The sequence below is a fragment of the Hoeflea sp. Naph1 genome (assembly GCF_046837775.1).
In the GTDB taxonomy this organism is placed as follows: domain Bacteria; phylum Pseudomonadota; class Alphaproteobacteria; order Rhizobiales; family Rhizobiaceae; genus Hoeflea.
This window is the reverse complement of the sequence record NZ_CP177286.1, coordinates 4,377,018-4,393,515: the sequence shown is the minus strand read 5'-3', so window position 1 is coordinate 4,393,515 and position 16,498 is coordinate 4,377,018. Positions and strand designations below refer to the sequence as shown.

16 protein-coding genes are annotated in these 16,498 nt (G+C 59.4%); 11 read left to right on the top strand and 5 right to left on the bottom strand.

Going from position 1 to position 16,498, the window contains the following annotated elements:
* Positions 1–90: 90 nt before the first annotated feature.
* From ACK6D9_RS21075 to ACK6D9_RS21050, 6 genes are all read left to right on the top strand, one after another.
* The gene (locus ACK6D9_RS21075) at positions 91–1,884 is read left to right on the top strand and encodes a sensor histidine kinase (protein ID WP_412049981.1); all 1,794 of its coding nucleotides are present in this window, start codon (positions 91–93) and stop codon (positions 1,882–1,884) included.
* A gap of 81 nt (positions 1,885–1,965) precedes the next feature.
* Positions 1,966–3,333, top strand: coding sequence for a sigma-54-dependent transcriptional regulator (locus ACK6D9_RS21070; protein WP_412049980.1), 1,368 nt, complete (start codon positions 1,966–1,968; stop codon positions 3,331–3,333).
* Positions 3,334–3,610: 277 nt separating this feature from the next.
* Positions 3,611–4,615 (top strand): DctP family TRAP transporter solute-binding subunit, encoded by a 1,005-nt coding sequence (locus ACK6D9_RS21065; RefSeq protein ID WP_322990616.1) that lies wholly within the window; start codon positions 3,611–3,613, stop codon positions 4,613–4,615.
* An 82-nt stretch (positions 4,616–4,697) separates the two neighbouring features.
* The gene (locus tag ACK6D9_RS21060; RefSeq protein ID WP_412049979.1) at positions 4,698–5,378 is read left to right on the top strand and encodes a TRAP transporter small permease; all 681 of its coding nucleotides are present in this window, start codon (positions 4,698–4,700) and stop codon (positions 5,376–5,378) included.
* Between the two features lie 5 nt (positions 5,379–5,383).
* Complete coding sequence (locus ACK6D9_RS21055; RefSeq protein WP_412049978.1) at positions 5,384–7,000, top strand: TRAP transporter large permease; 1,617 nt, start codon at positions 5,384–5,386, stop codon at positions 6,998–7,000.
* Between the two features lie 259 nt (positions 7,001–7,259).
* Positions 7,260–7,811 (top strand): hypothetical protein, encoded by a 552-nt coding sequence (locus ACK6D9_RS21050; RefSeq protein ID WP_412049977.1) that lies wholly within the window; start codon positions 7,260–7,262, stop codon positions 7,809–7,811.
* Here ACK6D9_RS21050 and ACK6D9_RS21045 read toward each other — a convergent pair.
* A complete protein-coding gene (locus ACK6D9_RS21045) occupies positions 7,808–8,671 on the bottom strand; it encodes a helix-turn-helix domain-containing protein (protein ID WP_412049976.1) in 864 nt (287 codons plus the stop codon). The two genes, ACK6D9_RS21050 and ACK6D9_RS21045, sit on opposite strands and share 4 nt — an antisense overlap.
* Between ACK6D9_RS21045 and ACK6D9_RS21040 the strand changes: the two genes are divergently transcribed.
* Positions 8,670–9,047, top strand: a complete 378-nt coding sequence (locus ACK6D9_RS21040) for a hypothetical protein (protein WP_412049975.1) — start codon at positions 8,670–8,672, stop codon at positions 9,045–9,047. The genes ACK6D9_RS21045 and ACK6D9_RS21040 overlap by 2 nt on opposite strands.
* Positions 9,048–9,223: 176 nt before the next feature.
* Here ACK6D9_RS21040 and ACK6D9_RS21035 read toward each other — a convergent pair whose 3' ends face one another.
* The gene (locus ACK6D9_RS21035) at positions 9,224–10,402 is read right to left on the bottom strand and encodes a pyridoxal phosphate-dependent aminotransferase (RefSeq protein WP_412049974.1); all 1,179 of its coding nucleotides are present in this window, start codon (positions 10,400–10,402) and stop codon (positions 9,224–9,226) included.
* An 83-nt stretch (positions 10,403–10,485) separates the two neighbouring features.
* Between ACK6D9_RS21035 and ACK6D9_RS21030 the strand changes: the two genes are divergently transcribed.
* From ACK6D9_RS21030 to ACK6D9_RS21020, 3 genes are all read left to right on the top strand, one after another.
* Positions 10,486–11,166: a GNAT family N-acetyltransferase gene (locus ACK6D9_RS21030; RefSeq protein ID WP_412049973.1), complete on the top strand. Its 681-nt coding sequence runs from the start codon at positions 10,486–10,488 to the stop codon at positions 11,164–11,166.
* Positions 11,163–11,633, top strand: coding sequence for a GNAT family N-acetyltransferase (locus tag ACK6D9_RS21025; RefSeq protein WP_412049972.1), 471 nt, complete (start codon positions 11,163–11,165; stop codon positions 11,631–11,633). Before ACK6D9_RS21030 ends, ACK6D9_RS21025 begins: the two co-directional genes overlap by 4 nt.
* 210 nt (positions 11,634–11,843) lie before the next feature.
* Positions 11,844–12,068, top strand: a complete 225-nt coding sequence (locus ACK6D9_RS21020) for a hypothetical protein (RefSeq protein ID WP_322987661.1) — start codon at positions 11,844–11,846, stop codon at positions 12,066–12,068.
* Between the two features lie 7 nt (positions 12,069–12,075).
* Here ACK6D9_RS21020 and ACK6D9_RS21015 read toward each other — a convergent pair whose 3' ends face one another.
* From ACK6D9_RS21015 to ACK6D9_RS21005, 3 genes are all read right to left on the bottom strand, one after another.
* Positions 12,076–13,107, bottom strand: a complete 1,032-nt coding sequence (locus ACK6D9_RS21015) for a nickel/cobalt transporter (protein WP_412051872.1) — start codon at positions 13,105–13,107, stop codon at positions 12,076–12,078.
* On the bottom strand, positions 13,101–13,757 hold the full coding sequence (locus ACK6D9_RS21010) for a DUF1007 family protein (protein WP_412049971.1): 657 nt from the start codon (positions 13,755–13,757) through the stop codon (positions 13,101–13,103). Before ACK6D9_RS21010 ends, ACK6D9_RS21015 begins: the two co-directional genes overlap by 7 nt.
* A gap of 97 nt (positions 13,758–13,854) precedes the next feature.
* Positions 13,855–14,748, bottom strand: a complete 894-nt coding sequence (locus tag ACK6D9_RS21005) for a LysR family transcriptional regulator (RefSeq protein ID WP_412049970.1) — start codon at positions 14,746–14,748, stop codon at positions 13,855–13,857.
* A gap of 552 nt (positions 14,749–15,300) precedes the next feature.
* On the opposite strand from ACK6D9_RS21005, the gene odc2 reads away from it, so the two are divergent.
* On the top strand, positions 15,301–16,434 hold the full coding sequence (odc2, locus tag ACK6D9_RS21000; protein WP_412049969.1) for an ornithine/lysine decarboxylase: 1,134 nt from the start codon (positions 15,301–15,303) through the stop codon (positions 16,432–16,434).
* The last annotated feature ends 64 nt before the right edge of the window (positions 16,435–16,498 follow it).

Genomic DNA, 16,498 nt, shown 5'->3' with positions numbered 1-16,498 from the left:
CTGAACGTGACATGCGTTGAGTTCCAATGCCGCACGCTGCCCCTGGCGGTTGATCTTCCTTGGACCTGTCGGATGTTCTAGTGTCCGGCGATGCGATCACGACCCGCCATTGAAAAACGTTTCCGCCTGACCCGCACCGGGCTGTTCATCGCCTGGGCGGTGATCTCTGCGGTCGTGGTGACATGGTCGGTTCGTTCGGCCGGGCATAGGGCGCTTGCCGAGGTCATGCAGAAAGCCGGCGAAACATTGGCGGTGCAGACCGAAACCCTGTCAGGGGTGCTGGACAAATACCGTTTGCTGCCGCCACTGCTGGCCCGTCAATCGTCGATCCGTGCGCTGTTCATCCGCGATGTGCAGGGTAATGCCCAGGCGCTGGATGCGCGCCGCACGGTCGAGGAGATTGCCGGCATGTCGGCGGCGCTGGATGTGGCCTTCCTGTTTCCCGATGGCGAGGTGCTGGCCCATGCGCGTGGTCCCTTCGTCAAGGCAGGGGAAGGATTGCCGCAGCTGATGGAGGCCGCCCGGCAAGGACGGCTTGGCCGCGCCGCGCTGTCGCTGGGGGGAAACCAACGTACCTATGCTTTCTCTTCCGGGGTGCGGCGGGACGGAAAACTAGTTGGCGTGGTCATCGTTTATGTTGATTTCTACAGGGTTGAAGCGGCCTGGGCGCTGTCGGCGCAGCGGATCTTTGTCACCGACCGGACCGGAACGGTGTTTCTGGCCAACGATCCGGCCTGGCGGCTCAAGCCGATGTCGAGCCTGCGCAAGGCCGGACAACCCGGCTCCTATCTGATCAATGGCGCTTTTGAGGAACGACTGGATCTGATGCGGCGATTGCCAGTGCTGGATTGGGATTTGCATGTGCTGGCAAATCCGACGCCGGTGGCGACGGCTCGGCTCAGTGCGGGTTCGATCGCCACGCTGGCCTGCCTGTTGCTGGGCATGATCATGCTGGTGGCGCTGCGGCGCGGCGAGGCGGCGATCCTGCGCGCCCGGTCGGATCGGGCGATCGCACTTCGGCTCGAACGGGTGGTGCGGGACAGAACACGGGCCTTGTCGGTGACCAACCGTTCGCTCAGCCGGGAGGTGGACGTGCGCCGGGAGGCCGAGGAGCGTTTGCGCAAGACCCAGGCGGAACTGGTTCAGACTGCCAAGCTTGCGGCGTTGGGGCAGATGTCGGCAGCGCTCAGCCATGAGTTCAACCAGCCGTTGGCGGCAATCCGGACTTATGCCGACAATGCGACGCGGTTTCTTGAACGGGGCGCTACATCGGAGGTGGCGGGCAACCTGTCGCGGATCAATTCGCTGGTTGACCGGATGGCGGAATTGTCGCGGACGCTGCTGTCGTTTTCGCGCAAACCCAGCGCAACCATCGGGCCGGTGCCCTTGGGCACCATTCTTGAGGAAGCGTTGCTGCTGGCGCGGCCAAGGGCCCGCGCTGCGGGCGTGGCGATTGAGGTTGGCGATACGGTTGGTGGCCTGCAGGTTCAGGGTGGTCGCATCAGGCTGGGACAGGTGTTTGTCAATCTGGTCAACAACGCCATCGATGCGCTGGGGGAGACCCGTGACGGGGTGGTGGAAATCACCGCACGGCAGGTCGATGACCGGATTGTTGTCAAGGTAACGGACAATGGACCGGGAATTGGTCCCGAGGCGTTGGGCAAGGTGTTCGATCCGTTCTTCACGACCAAGGGAGTGGGTGAGGGGATCGGTGTCGGTCTTTCCATCGTTGACAACATCATCCGCGATTTCGACGGTACGATCACCGCCAGCAACCGGCCAGAGGGTGGGGCCTGCTTCACCATCAGCCTGCGCGCTGCTACCAGAGAGGGACAGCCGGGGAACCCCGAGTCCGGATTTGAGGGGCGGGATGTGGTTGCCTAGGTAAGGATGGGAAAGTCGCCGCACAATTGGATGGCGATATTGCTGAGCGACCGGTCAAGGCTGAAAGGGAGGAGCCCGCATTTGCAGGACAGGACTGAGTTGAAGGACGAGGATCGTATCATCCATCTGGTGGACGACGATGTCGACTTGCGTCATGCATTGAAACAATCTCTCGAGCTGGAAGGCCTGAACGTGGTCTGCCACGACAGGGCCGAAGCGATCATCGACCTGCCGTTGCGGAGCCTGCATGGGGTGGTTGTGTCGGATATCCGGATGCCGGGAATGGATGGTCTGGCGCTGATGCGGCAGGTGCTGGCGATCGATCCGACCATGCCGGTGGTACTGATTACCGGGCATGGCGATGTGCAGATGGCGGTCGAGGCGATGCGCGCCGGCGCCTATGACTTCATCGAGAAGCCGTTTGCCGCAAGCCGGCTTCTGTCGGTGATCGAACGGGGGCTTGAAAAACGCAGGCTGGTTCTCGAGAACAGGACCCTGCGCAATGCGCTCGATGGTGGCGACGATCTCTCGTCGCGACTGGTCGGGCGCAATCCGGCGATCCAGCGGTTGCGCGCGCAGATAGCTGCCGTCGCCGATACCGACGCCGATGTGCTGGTGACGGGTGAAACCGGCGCCGGCAAAGAGGTCGTGGCCCGCGCACTGCATGATTTCGGGCCACGGCGGAAGGCCAATTTCGTCGCCATCAATTGTGCCGCTTTGCCGGCGGAGATCTTTGAATCCGAATTGTTCGGCCATGAGGCCGGGGCCTTTACCGGGGCGCAGAAGCTGCGCATCGGCAAGATGGAACACGCCAATGGCGGCACGATCTTTCTCGACGAGATTGAATCCATGCCGCTCGATCTGCAGGCCAAACTGCTGCGTGCCATCGAGGGGCGCTACATCGAGCGGCTGGGTTCGAACCGGCAGGTACCGCTCGATGTGCGCTTCGTGGCCGCGACCAAGACGGATTTGAGCAACAATCCGGCTTTCCGCACCGATCTCTATTACCGGCTCAATGTCGTTACGCTTGATATCCCGTCATTACGGGTACGCAAGGATGATATTCCGCTGTTGTTCTTTCACATGGCGCGCGAGGCACGGGCGCGCTATCGCCGCGAGATTCCCGATGTCACACCGCAGATCGAGGCCGGGCTGATGGCCCATGACTGGCCAGGCAATGTGCGTGAACTGCGCAATGTCGCCGACCGTTTTGTGCTGGGCATGTGGACCGGATTCGGAACCCTGGCGGAGGCGGCAATGGAATCCGGGTCGGGCAATCTGCCGGAGCGGGTCGAGGCTTTCGAACGGACCGTCATCAAGGCTGAGATTGCCCGCAATGGCGGCGCCCTGAAGCCGACCTACGAGAGTCTGGGGATTTCGCGCAAGGGACTGTATGAAAAGATGCGCCGTCTTAATATTTCCACGGATGAAGAAACCGATGGGTCATGATGTACCCATTCAGAGGCGCGTAATGGGTCGTTTTGTGCCCATCGCTGGGTAAAAGCCGGTAGCAGGTAGCTGGCAGACACCGGATAATGGCGCAAATGCGGCGAATTCGTCCCCGTGCCGACAACTGGCACGACGGTTGCTTATAATGCCTTTGAATGCGATGGGCGGGAGGTCATCGCCGGGAAGGTTGCGCCCTGCTGGACGCAAGCCTGCCGGGCTGTCTTTCTTCTCCGCTTCAAGTCAGTGTTTCGGGCAAGTGCCCAGTGGAGGATATCTTATGAAAAAACTGCTTCTTGGCGCCGTTTCCGCGGCAGCCCTCGTGCTTTCGGCAAATGCAGCTTCGGCAAATTGCGATGATGGCGAAATGGTCATCAAGTTCAGCCACGTGGTGGCTGCGACAGGCCACCCCAAGGGTGACGCTGCTACGCTGCTTGCAAAGCGCGTCAACGAGGAAATGAACGGCACTGCCTGCATGGAAGTGTTTGCCAATTCGACCCTGTTTGACGACGACAAGGTTCTCGAAGCGCTGCTGCTGGGCGATGTCCAGCTTGCCGCACCGTCGCTTTCGAAGTTCGAAGCCTACACCCTCAAGTATCGCCTGTTCGATTTGCCGTTCCTGTTTTCCAGCCTCAAGGCTGTTGACAACTTCGTCCAGTCGGATTCGGGCAAGGGTCTGCTGACCGTGATGGAAGATGTGGGTTACACCGGACTTGGCTACTGGTCGTCGGGTCTCAAGCAGTTCTCGGCCAACAAGCCGTTGCTTGTTCCGTCCGATGCCGATGGTCTCAAGTTCCGGGTCCAGACCTCTGACGTTGCTGTGGCGATGATCGAAGCCATGGGCGGCTCGGCCCAGAAGCTTGCGTTCAAGGAAGTCTATGGTGCGCTTCAGACTGGTGTTGTCGATGGACAGGAGAATTCCTGGTCCAACATCTACACCCAGAAGTTCTTCGAAGTGCAGGACGGCGTGACTGAAACCAACCACCAGCTCCTGGCCTATCTGCTTGTGACTTCGACGGAATGGCTCAACAGCCTTGACGCTGATGTGCGTGACCAATTTGTCAAGATCGCCGATGAAGTGACGATCGAAGCCAACGCCGCGGTCGCCGCTACCGAAGCTGCAAACCGGCAGAACATTCTCGATGCCGGCGGTACGATCCGCGAACTCGATGCCGAGCAGCGCAAGGCCTGGGTCGATGCGATGAAGCCGGTCTGGACCAAGTTCGAAGGCGATATCGGCACCGATCTGATCGAGGCCGCAGTGGCTTCGAACGACGCCAGCTAAGCCAGTCCTGGTCGAAATGCGGATCCGGGGAGCACCCGGATCCGTTTGCACATAAATTGGCGGCGGACCGTCTGGGGGGCGCATGAATACTTATTTGCCTTATCTAATCATGGGCGCGGTGATTGTGGCGTTCTATGTTGCGGAGCGTCGCAGCCCACAGATGGTCACGCGGTTTGAAGAGAATGTGCTCGCCGTTATTCTGGCGCTGATCACCATCGTATCGTTTGTTCAGGTTATCGCGCGGTACGGCTTCAACAGCGGCTGGACCGGCGCGCTCGAGTTTACCCGGATCCTGTTTGCCTGGATGATCCTGTTCGGCATGAGCTACGGTCTCAAGCAGGGCATGCATCTGGGTGTGGACGCCCTTCTGCGGCTATTTCCCAAACGGGTGTTTCGTTTCTTTGCCATTTTCGGTGCGGTCTGCGCCTTTCTCTATGCCGCGATCCTGATTGAATCGGCGTGGCTCGGAATCTTTGGCGCGAATACCCGCGGCGGGGCGATGGTTTACTGGTCGAAGATGTATCAGATCGGCATCGGGCTTGACGATCTGCGCTATCCGGAATGGATGCAGGACAATCTGGGCGTGAAAGAGCGCGTACAGCGCTGGATTGCCTATCTCATTCTCCCTATCGGACTGGGCCTGTTCGGCTTCCGTGCCCTGCAGGCCATTGGCGATATCTGGCGCGGCGATCGCGAACTGATCATTGCCGGACATGAGGCGGAAGACCTCGTTGCCGAAAACCGCAACGTTTTGAAGGACTGACCGCCATGGAAACCACAATTCTGTTTGTGCTCGTTCTCGGGCTTCTGTTCGTCGGTGTGCCGGTCGCTGTGTCGCTGGGGTTGTCGTCGATCATTCTGATCGCGTTCTTCTCCAATGATTCAATGTCCTCTGTGGCGATTCAACTGTTCACCGCTTCGCAAAACTACACCTTGCTCGCCATCCCGTTCTTCGTTCTGGCCTCGGCGTTCATGTCGACCGGCGGTGTGGCCAAGCGCATCATTCGCTTTGCGATTGCGACCGTTGGCCATTTTCGCGGCGGGCTTGCCATGGCGAGCGTGCTGGCCTGCATGTTGTTTGCGGCGCTGTCGGGATCATCTCCGGCGACAGTGGTTGCCATTGGCACCATTGCCATCGCCGGTATGCGGCAGGTTGGCTATTCCAAGGAATTTGCTGCGGGCATCATTGCCAATGCGGGCACACTGGGAATTCTTATTCCGCCCTCGATCGTCATGGTGGTCTATGCGGCGGCTACGGATGTGTCAGTCGGCCGGATGTTTCTGGCAGGTGTGGTCCCGGGCATCGTTGCCGGCCTGATGCTGATGGTGGCGATTTATATTGTTGCACGGATCAAGGGACTTCCGTCAGAACCCTGGCGCGGAATTGGCGAGATCGTTTCGGGTGGCAAGGAAGCCGGCTGGGGCCTGTTTCTGATTGTCATCATCATTGGCGGCATCTATGGTGGAGTCTTCACGCCGACAGAAGCGGCTGCGGTCGCAGCAGTCTATTCCTTCTTTATCGCGATCTTTATTTATCGCGACATGGGGCCGATGGCAGGCATCACATGGGTCAACGAGAATGATTCACGCGGTGCCCGCGCCGGATTTTCCGGTGTCGTCTATGCGGTGGCATTCTATTTTGTCTGGATGATCCTGTCGTTTTTCGCCACCAATGATTTTGAAACGATTACCTTTGCCGGCCGCTCCAATCTGGGCCTGGCGATATCGTTTGTCATTCTGGTGGCCTACACCACCTGGCGCGGTGACAAGGGGGTTTTGGGCGTCCCATCCGCACTGGTAGCGGGGTTCCCGATCTGGGGCCGAAACCTGTCCCTGATGGGCCGCAATTTCGGCCGGGCGTTCTTCAACGAAGACACGCGCAAGGTGATGGTCGACGCGTCGAAGACCACCATCATGCTGATGTTCATCATCGTCAACGCACTGCTGTTTGCTCATGTGCTGACTTCGGAACGGATTCCTGACGCGATCACCCAGCTGATGCTTGGCTATGGCTTCACCTGGTTTACCTTCCTGATAGCGGTCAACATCCTGCTGTTGATCGGTGGCCAGTTCATGGAGCCATCCGGTCTGCTCTTGATCGTGGCGCCGGTGGTGTTCCCGATCGCCATGGAGCTTGGCGTCGACCCGGTGCATCTGGGTATTATAATGGTGGTCAACATGGAGATCGGCATGATCACGCCGCCGATCGGGCTCAACCTGTTCGTCACATCCGGGATTACCGGTATGAGCCTGGTGCAGGTAGTGCGCGCGGCGATGCCGTTTGTCGCCGTGTTGTTCCTGTTCCTGATCATTGTCACCTATGTGCCGGTGCTCTCGACGTGGCTGCCCTACAGCCTGATGGGGCCGGAGCTCGTGACCAAATAGGTATTGGGTGCCTTCAAACAATAAAATCCCAACATTAAATTGGTCGGGGTGCGCAAGCGCCCCGACTTTTTTGTGCCTATCCCAAAGATTCGGGATGGCTTGTTAGCCAGGACAGCGTGTTCGGTTCTGAATTGCGATTTCAAACGTTCTGAAACGCGCATTCGGGCGCATGGACCAGCGAGCGTCTGCCAGATGCGTTTATCTGCAGCGGCAGCGCTGTGGTTCAACCGAGAACGCATCAAAGGAACTCATCATGCCGATGAACAAGACACCAATCATCTTCACCTGTGCATTCCTCGCGGTCGCCGCTGGTCTTGGCGCTTCGATGATTCCGACCACCGAAAGCGAAGCCGGTCAGCTGACCGCATCGAAGGTGCGAATTGCGGAGGGTCAGGAGATCCCCGCAGGCGCCTTTGGTGTTGTCATCATAAAGAACGTCCGCGAAGCCTCATTGTTGCAACTGCGCGGCATTGCCGGCACCGGCGTCGCGCTGCTTCGGAATGTGGACGGAAATGATTGTCTGAGCGTGCCGCTGCGATTTGTTGCAGGGGATTTTGGCGGTGACGACATCGGCACCACGCAGGCGAAGACCATCCGCCTGACCATACATGACGCAGGGATTGTCCAGGGCCTTATCGCCGGCCAGGATATCGTCAGCGACCAGTATCGTGTCGGGACAACACGGGATTACCAGATTGCGATCCAGGAAGGGCTGACTGTGGAGCACGGCTTTGTCCTCAACCCGGGCAAGTCGTTGCTGGCGGATGTCTTTGGCGCGGACGTCAGCCATGTCGCGTGTTCTGCTTTCTAGACTTCTGGTTTCTGGGCGCGATACTGCGATGGAGTCAGGCCCGCGATCCGGCGAAACTCGCCATTGAAGCTGGATTTGCTGACAAAGCCGGCTTCGAGCATGATTTCGGTGACCGGAAGGTCGGTGTCGCGCAGCAGCTTCTGGGCGTGACGGATCCGGAATCCGTTCATGTAGCGCGAGAAATTATCCTCGGTACACCGGTTGACGGCATTTGAAACCTGCCGTGCCGGAACACCCATCCGCCGCGCAACCCGGACCAGTGTCAGATTGTTGTCAGAGAACAATCGGGTTTCGTCCAGCATTGCGTCGAGAGCGGCAAGCAGCCAGCGGTCGTCTTCGGACGCAGTCGGCTGCTGTTGTTCGCGGGCCACTCCGGAGACCGGCATGCGCAACACTTGCGGCGCCACGATCAGCGCAACGGCAAAGCAGAATGCGGCCATGATCCCTACTGCACCCGACAGCATCTGCATCGCTTGGCCGTCGCCGGCAAAGAGGATTGCCGCACCTATCGAAAAATCCGCCACAACCATCAGCCCCAGCAGCGCAATCGTCGCGTACAGGGCCGAGCGCATGACAGGCATCGCATGAGCGGGAACATGTACGAACTCATCCGTACCCAGGCGCAGAAATGCGGAGATCCGGACCAGGTAGACGATGTTGAAACCGAGAACGAAAATATCGGCCGAGACCGAAGCCGATGCCAATATCGCAAGTTGTGCAATGACAACCACCGCAGCATTGATCGCCAATGGCCTTTGCAAGGCTTGCCAGCGCTCCTGTGTCAGCGCCAGAAATCCCAGATAGGCGGAGGGGCCGAGCAGCAGGGCGATCAAAGGTTGCACACGCGTGAGCCATGTCATGCCAAAGGACAAGCGCAATCCGACGATCAGGGCGATGCTGGCGAGGGAAATCAGAAACACGCAGAAAAATGCACGGGCCGGTGCGGATACCCTGCTGTTCATGACCAATGCCACCGCGGCGATTGTTGCCAAGGCACTCACCAACCATGCAAGGGGGAGATTGATCATGTTAGATATCCGCTGTGTCCGACGAGCGGGCTTTTGCCGGACCTTCGACAGTGCCGAAAAGATCAGCTGTTCTTATATTTCTAACCCGGTCAGAAAAATGAAACAACTTTCCATGTTCGTATTGTGTGGTTGCGCTGTTGATATCGTTGCCGGCGCGCTCTGTTTTGCCGCATCAATATTCTTCTACACCGCGATTGGTGTCTTGTAGAATTAGGCTCGGATTTTTACTCCATAACGTCGATGTTTGGCTTTGCTGATGATAAAGTGGGCCAGGCGTTAACGTGCCGTTAACTCTTTGAGCGCAGCCTGATCATCAGACATGCCTCTCCACTCCTCCCAAGAACGGCATGACGGATAGGGCGGCGAAAGCCGCCCTTGACCGTGTCAGGGCTTGGCATTCTCCAAGAACTCTCCCATTCGCGCGATAGCCGCCTCGATGTTCTCATCGGAATTGGCGCAAGAGACGCGAATATAGCCTTCTCCGAGCACGCCGAAATCCGGCCCGCCGATCAGCGCAACCCCAGCCTGTTCCAGCAGTGCGCTGGCAAGCGGCTTGGCCTTCCATCCTGTGTTCTTGATATTGGGGAAGGCATAGAACGCACCCTTGGGCAGGACGCAGGAGACCCCGGGCAAGGCGTTGAGCAGTTCGGTGACGAGCCTGCGGCGACGATCAAAGGCTTCCAGCATATCGGCGACTGCATCCTGCGGGCCGTCAATGGCGGCGATGCCTGCGAATTGCGAAGGCGCGTTGACGCAGGACCAGCAATTGACGGCTAGCTTGCGGGCATAGCCAATCAGGCTTTCGGGCCATATCGACCAGCCCATGCGCCAGCCGGTCATGGCCCAGGTCTTGGACCAGCCGTTGAGAACGATCAGCCGGTCGCGGATCTCGGGATAGGTCAGCAGCGAGGTGTGGTGTTCACCGTCATAGGTCATCACATCATAGATTTCATCCGACAGGATGGCTACCTGGGGATGGTCGGCGAGACCGGCCACCAGTTTGTCGATTTCGCTCTTCGGGGTGACGCCGCCAGTCGGGTTGGCCGGCGAGTTGAGGATCAGCAACCGGGTTTCAGGCGTAATCAGCGCCAGGGTTTCCTCGGCCGAAAAGGCAAAGCCGTTTTCCTCGCGCATAGGCACCGGAACTGGGCGCGCGCCGACATGCTCGATCATCGAGCGGTAGATCGGAAAGCCGGGATCCGGATAGAGGATATCAACGCCCGGCTCTCCGAGCATGCGGATCGCGGCATACATGGTCGGCTTTCCGCCCGGCATGATCATGACGCTATCGGGGGAAACCTCGATGCCGGTCATGGTGAGCGTTCGGCGGCAAACCGCTTCGCGGGTCGCAAGCAGGCCGTTGGCGGGTGTATAGCCATGGTGGCCGTCGCGCAGTGCCTTGATCGCCGCCTCGACAATGTGCGCCGGGGTTTTGAAATCCGGCTGGCCGATTCCGAGATTGAGGATGTCACGTCCTTGGTTGGCGAGGTCGGTGGCGCGGGCGAGAACGGCGAAGGCATTTTCCTCGCCAATGCGGTCAAAGGCTGCGACGGGCTGGATCATCCGGATTTTTCCTGGCAAGTGGTTGTCATGTCGCCTGAACTCATGTCCTATCCCGACGCGAAATTCAATTCAGGCTATTACCTATGCACGATTTGACGAACTGGAAATCCCGTCCCGCGCCCAAGGGCTTTTCCGTGACTGGGCGCTTTGTGATGATCGAACCGTTTCGGCGCAATCTCCACGAAACCGCGCTCTGGCAGGCGCTTGGTGGAGACGGTATCAACGATCTGCTGCGCTATTTCCCGAATGGGCCCTATGCGATGCCGTCGGAAATGGGCGACTGGCTTGAGGAGAAGAATCATGAGGCTGGCTGGAGCACCTGCGTGTTCCGCAGCCGGCAAACCGGTGAGGTGGTGGGTATGGCCAGCTATATGCGGCCCGATCCCGCCAATGGCGTCGTTGAAGTCGGCGCGGTCGCCCACGGGCCGGCGATGGCGCGCACGCCGATGTCGACCGAGGCGCATTACCTGATGGCGCGGCATGTGTTCGAGGTCCTCGACTATCGCCGCTACGAATGGAAGTGCCACAATCTCAACGAGGCGTCCAAGGTGACGGCAAACCGGCTCGGTTTTCAGTATGAGGGGGTGTTCCGGCAGCACATCGTCGCCAAGGGCGCCAATCGCGACACGGCCTGGTTTTCGATGATCGACGGCGAGTGGCCAATGTTCGCCAAAGCATTCGAGGCCTGGCTCGATCCGGCAAATTTTGATCAGGATGGGCGCCAGAAAAAGCGACTCGAGGAATTTCGGAGGGTGCCGGCATGAAGGGGCTCAGGGGGGCGACACTCACCGATCTGGCTGCAATCGAGGATTTTCAGCGCGCGGCCTATGCCCGAACTGAAGCCGTTATCGGCGCCAGGGCGATCCCGCTTGAATGGGACTACCGCAAGGTGATGGCGGAATGTGAGATCTGGCTCGACGAGCGCGACGGCGCGCTTGCGGGCGTCTTGATCCTGCGCATTCTCGAAGATCGGCTTTTTCTCGAATCGATCGCTACCGCCGAACAGGTCTCCGAATCCGGTGTAGGCCGGGCACTGATGGCGACAGCGTTCGCGCGTGCCAGAAAACTTGGGCTGAAGAGAGTTGAACTGATTACCAACGGCCGCAATCCGGCGGTAGGCTGGTACCGGAAGCTGGGGTTTTCGGTCGATCGGGAAGAACAGCAACCCGATCGGCAAGTACTGCACATGTCGGTCCCGGTGGCAGGCGACCCGACAAGCCCTGCCGAGTAAACCGCGGTGGCCACTGTGGCGGCTCCCAACGCAAGCGATATGTGTCGGAGACGCGTTCCTGCCGGCTCATGACTTGACACAGGCGCTACAATTGGCCCACCAGACACGGACAATTTTGGCCACGGCGAGACTTGGCTGCCAATCCGCGACCATGACCTGAGCGCGACAGCACTTCGGACGTGCGACCGTAATTGATGAAGGAACGAGGCTTTGAGCAAACCGGCGACATCGAACAAATCAGCGGCGATCGCTGCCTTCATCATTCTTGGCGTCACCGGGGTCGTATTTTATTACATGCCTGCCATGATGCTGGCCACGTCAGAGATCTCGCCTTGGCTGTCAGTCGGGCTGGCGGTGGCTCTGGTCCTTTGTTTTTTCGGGGTGTTCTGGCTGCGTGGCAAGCGTCGGAACAAGGGCGAAGCCGACCCCGAATAGGCCGCGCTCAGCTTTGTAATGAGGCTGCGAGCAACAACAAACCGAGCACCAGCACCAGGGTTGCACCGAGGATTTCGATTATTGTGCCGACATGGCTGCCCAGCGAGGCGCCGGCAAAACGGACTGCCGCGCCCTTTGCGGTGACGGCCAGCGTCGCCAGTGCCGAGACGGTGATGGCGGTGCCGATCGCCATGGCGAAAGCAGAGGCCACGCCCGCCAGCCACAGGCCGTTGAGCATCGAGAACGTCAACACGATCAACGCGCCCGAACAGGGCCTGAGGCCGACCGCGATCACCGCGCTCCAGGCTTCGCGCAAACTCAATCTGCTGCCGGAGATCAGTTTCGGGTCGGGCATGTGCGCGTGACCGCAACTGGCGCAGACTTCACCCTCAGCGTGGGCGTGATGATGATGGTGCCCTTCTGCATGTTCGTGCGCATGCGCATGGGCATGTCCATGGTCGTGATGTGGGGCAGCCTGCACGGGCGATCGCGCCGCGCGTAGCGACAGCAGCTTGCGGCTCAGCAGCCAAAAACCGAAAGCCGCGATCAGGCCATAGCTCGCCGTCTCCATGAACCTTGTTGCCTGGGTCATGGAAATCGAGGCGCCGCGAAGAACGTAATAGGCAAGGCCGACGACAATCACCGCTGTCAACGCCTGCAGGAATGATGACAGGAACGAAAGCAATACCCCGCGTCGCAGCGCCACTTCATTGGCGATCATGTAGGACGAGATCACCGCCTTGCCGTGGCCGGGGCCGGCAGCATGAAAAATGCCATACAGGAAGGACAGGCCGATCAACCCCCATACCTGCCAGGGATCGCTTCGCATGGCTTTGAGAGAGCCGGTCAGGGCGCGGTAGAACGCCTTTTGCTGGGTATTGATCCAGTCGATCAACGGCCCGCCAAATCCGCCCGGTGTGATCGAGGGTTCGGCGGTGCCGATACCGAGCGAGGATTGGGCATGAGCCGAACTGGCAACAAGCAGCAAGGCAAAGATGGCAGCCAGCTTGGCGCCAATCGAAACGGGTTTCGTCAACAGGTCAACTCCAGCCGCGTTGCCAGCAGTTTCGACAGGTCATTGCTGGTGGTGGTGTCGTAAAAGGCTTCGGTCAGCGAATCCTGGTTTTGAGCGATGATCTCATCGGGATCCGGACGGATCACGACACGGGCGCAGGTGGCGGCCGAACTGCCAGTTACCGCCATGTCCGCATCGTTCATGAAATCGAGTGCGGCATACATCGTCGGATCATAGACCCCGATGGCGATCTTGCCCTTCAGCGGCAGTTTGTCAGATGGCACCTCGGCAAAGAACATCAGCAACTGACCGTCCTGGAAGGCAACCTTGATCGCTTCGGGAAGTGTGAAGGCGGCATCGACGCCGTTGACGGTGAGGGTGGTGTAATAGTCGAATTCGGATAGTGAATCGGTAACCAGCTCGCTGATTTTGGCAAGTTCTCCGGCGTCGAGCTCGAAATTCCCATCCATGTCGAAATCGAGCATGACACTGGACGAAAACACCTCGTCGAACCGCCAGACATGGCGCAATTCGCTGACATAGCCATCAGCGGTGGTCTCTACCTCGAGCCGCGCTTCGGCGAAGACGTGGGGATGCGCCAAAGCGATTGACGGGGCGATCAGCGCAGCGATTGCGGCAAGGCCCGATCCTATCAGGGGAATTGGCTTGGTCATGGTCCGCCATCTGGTTGCATGCAAGTGTGGTTTTGGCTGTGGCAGGCAATATGGGCCTAAATTCGGCGACGGTGCATCTCGCTGGATGAAAACCGGGTCAGGCCGCGTTTTTGAACCACTGGGTCAGGAAATCGACAAAGGCGCGCACCTTGGCCGGCAGATAGCGGCGGTGCGGGTAGATCGCGTAGATGCCACGGTCATTGGACATATAGCCATCGAGAATCGGCGTCAGCTTTCCCTTGGCTTCGCGCTCGCGGAAGACGAAATCCGGCAGGACGGCAACGCCCAGCCCCGCCTCGGCCGCGCGCATGGCGGCCAGCGGGCTGTTGACCTCGAGCCTGCCGTTGACCGACACGGAAAGTGCCGAACCATCACTGTTTTCAAACCGCCAATTGTTGAGAAAACGGCCATTGGTGTCGATGATGCCGGGAATGCCGGCGAGTTGCGACGGGTGGGTGATCGGGCCATGCTTTTCGAGAAATTCCGGTGAAGCGCAGGGGATCAGTGAAAACGGTGCCAACTTGCGGGCGATCAGCCCGGAATCCTCGAGTCGGGTGATGCGGATCGCCACATCGTAGCCTTCCTCGACCAGATCGACGAAACGGTCATCAGAGATGATTTCAAGCGTAACATCGGGATGGGCCACGGCGAAATCGATCAGGGACTGGCCGACCGCTGCATCGGCAAAGGTGCGCGGCGCAGAAACCTTGATGCGGCCGCGAACGTCCTTCGAGCCCTCGCGCACAAGATCGGCAAGATTGTCGATTTCCCTGAGGATGTCAGAGGCGGTGCGAAAATAGATGTGGCCGGCTTCGGTGAGCGAGAATTGCCGGGTGGTACGGTTGAGCAGCAAGGCACCGAGATCGTCCTCGAGCTCGCGTACATATTTCGACAGGAGCGCCTTTGAGCGGCCGACCTTGCGTGCAGCGGCGGAAAAACCCTCGGCTTCAACCACATCGATAAAGGCGCGGATACGGGTCAGTGTGTCCATGGCAGGCAATTACCTCGGGTCGGCGCCAGACCAGCGCGGGAATTTGGTACTGTCGTGATATATCGAACAGTGACCGATATTCGTTCAATGCCACAATTTTTCAAGAGGATCTAAAGAAAACTCTTGCATGGGGGGCGTCAAAACCCTATGTCGCTTTAGCCCAAAGTCGCACGTGCCTGTGGGTGTCCGCCGACCCTCGAATGGTGAGGAATCGGTATGGTACCTGGAACTAACCCCTCCAGTCGTTTCTCCGGCCAACCGGATGAGCGAGGACATCTTGAAGCAACGACGGTGCGGGCCTTTCTGGTGTCTGCCGGCTCTCCAACAGCCGGGGTTACTGAAGAGGCACACCTTCATTGCCGGAAGTGCGGTCGGGTTCTCCCTCCAATCCAAGGCAGACGAGAGCGAACCAACGCCCGAGATGGCCTGGTTCATCGACGCATCAAGCGTCCACGACGGAATCCGGTTCCTCCAAAGGCCGGGTCTCACAGCGTGGCCGCACGATGCTCTGTCTAGATATGGCCCCTGAGCGGGCAGGGAACGGAGCACCCGATGACGACTGCACGCATTCTTGACTTCATTCGCACCCGACGTCCCGATGGTCCTTGCCTGGTGGTTGACCTTGACGTGGTGCGCGACAATTTCCAGTCCTTCAGCAAGGCGCTGCCCGACAGCTCGATCTATTATGCGGTCAAAGCCAATCCGGCGCCGGAAATCCTGCGGCTGCTGGCCGGTCTCGGCTCCAATTTTGATTGCGCCTCGGTGACCGAAATCGAAATGGCGCTGAAAGCCGGTGCCACCGCTGCCCGGATTTCCTATGGCAACACCATCAAGAAAGAGCGTGACATTGCCCGCGCCCACGCGCTGGGTGTCTCGCTGTTTGCTGTCGACAGCCATGAAGAAGTTGAAAAGATCGCCCGCGCCGCACCCGGCGCCCGGGTGTTCTGCCGGGTGCTGACCGATGGTGATGGCGCCGAATGGCCGCTGTCGCGCAAGTTCGGCTGTGTGCCGCAGATGGCTGTTGATGTGCTGGTCTACGCGCATCAGCTGGGCCTCAACTCGCACGGCGTATCGTTTCATGTCGGCTCGCAGATGACCAAGGTCGATGCCTGGGATGCAGCGCTGGGCGATGCCCGCCGGGTGTTCGACAAGCTGGCCCAGCAGGGCATCCATCTCAAGATGGTCAACATGGGCGGCGGGTTCCCCACCCGTTATCTCAAGGATATCCCGACCGCCCAGGCGTATGGCCAGGCGATCCTGGGGTCGCTGCGCAAACATTTCGGCAACCAGCTTCCCGAAACCATCATCGAACCCGGCCGCGGCATGGTTGGCAACGCCGGCGCGATCAAGGCGGAAGTTGTGCTGGTTTCGCGTAAGTCCGACGAAGACCAGGTGCGGTGGGTGTATCTCGATATCGGCAAGTTCGGCGGTCTCGCCGAAACCATGGATGAGGCCATTCGCTATTCGATTGTCACCGCGCGTGACGGCGATGAGATGGAACCCTGCGTGCTGGCCGGCCCGACCTGCGATTCCGCCGATGTGATGTACGAGAAGAATCCCTATCCGATGCCGGTTTCGCTGACCATCGGAGACGAAGTGTTGATCGAGGGCACAGGCGCCTACACCAGTACCTATTCGTCGGTGGCGTTCAATGGGTTCGAACCCTTGCGATCCTACGTGATCTGAACGGAATGTTCGTTCAGGCTGATGCCTGCCGCGGCACGTGCCCGGGGCAGGCGGAGCCGTGTTC

What these genes read in the sequence shown, in the direction of transcription:
- ACK6D9_RS21060 (WP_412049979.1), top strand. Translation starts at nt 4,698, where the DNA reads ATGAATACTTATTTGCCTTATCTAATCATGGGCGCGGTGATTGTGGCG.
- ACK6D9_RS21005 (WP_412049970.1), bottom strand. Translation starts at nt 14,748, where the DNA reads ATGGACACACTGACCCGTATCCGCGCCTTTATCGATGTGGTTGAAGCC.
- ACK6D9_RS21030 (WP_412049973.1), top strand. Translation starts at nt 10,486, where the DNA reads ATGCACGATTTGACGAACTGGAAATCCCGTCCCGCGCCCAAGGGCTTT.
- ACK6D9_RS21035 (WP_412049974.1), bottom strand. Translation starts at nt 10,402, where the DNA reads ATGATCCAGCCCGTCGCAGCCTTTGACCGCATTGGCGAGGAAAATGCC.
- ACK6D9_RS21055 (WP_412049978.1), top strand. Translation starts at nt 5,384, where the DNA reads ATGGAAACCACAATTCTGTTTGTGCTCGTTCTCGGGCTTCTGTTCGTC.
- ACK6D9_RS21045 (WP_412049976.1), bottom strand. Translation starts at nt 8,671, where the DNA reads ATGACATGGCTCACGCGTGTGCAACCTTTGATCGCCCTGCTGCTCGGC.
- ACK6D9_RS21050 (WP_412049977.1), top strand. Translation starts at nt 7,260, where the DNA reads ATGAACAAGACACCAATCATCTTCACCTGTGCATTCCTCGCGGTCGCC.
- ACK6D9_RS21010 (WP_412049971.1), bottom strand. Translation starts at nt 13,757, where the DNA reads ATGACCAAGCCAATTCCCCTGATAGGATCGGGCCTTGCCGCAATCGCT.
- odc2 (WP_412049969.1), top strand. Translation starts at nt 15,301, where the DNA reads ATGACGACTGCACGCATTCTTGACTTCATTCGCACCCGACGTCCCGAT.
- ACK6D9_RS21025 (WP_412049972.1), top strand. Translation starts at nt 11,163, where the DNA reads ATGAAGGGGCTCAGGGGGGCGACACTCACCGATCTGGCTGCAATCGAG.
- ACK6D9_RS21040 (WP_412049975.1), top strand. Translation starts at nt 8,670, where the DNA reads ATGCCAAAGGACAAGCGCAATCCGACGATCAGGGCGATGCTGGCGAGG.
- ACK6D9_RS21075 (WP_412049981.1), top strand. Translation starts at nt 91, where the DNA reads ATGCGATCACGACCCGCCATTGAAAAACGTTTCCGCCTGACCCGCACC.
- ACK6D9_RS21065 (WP_322990616.1), top strand. Translation starts at nt 3,611, where the DNA reads ATGAAAAAACTGCTTCTTGGCGCCGTTTCCGCGGCAGCCCTCGTGCTT.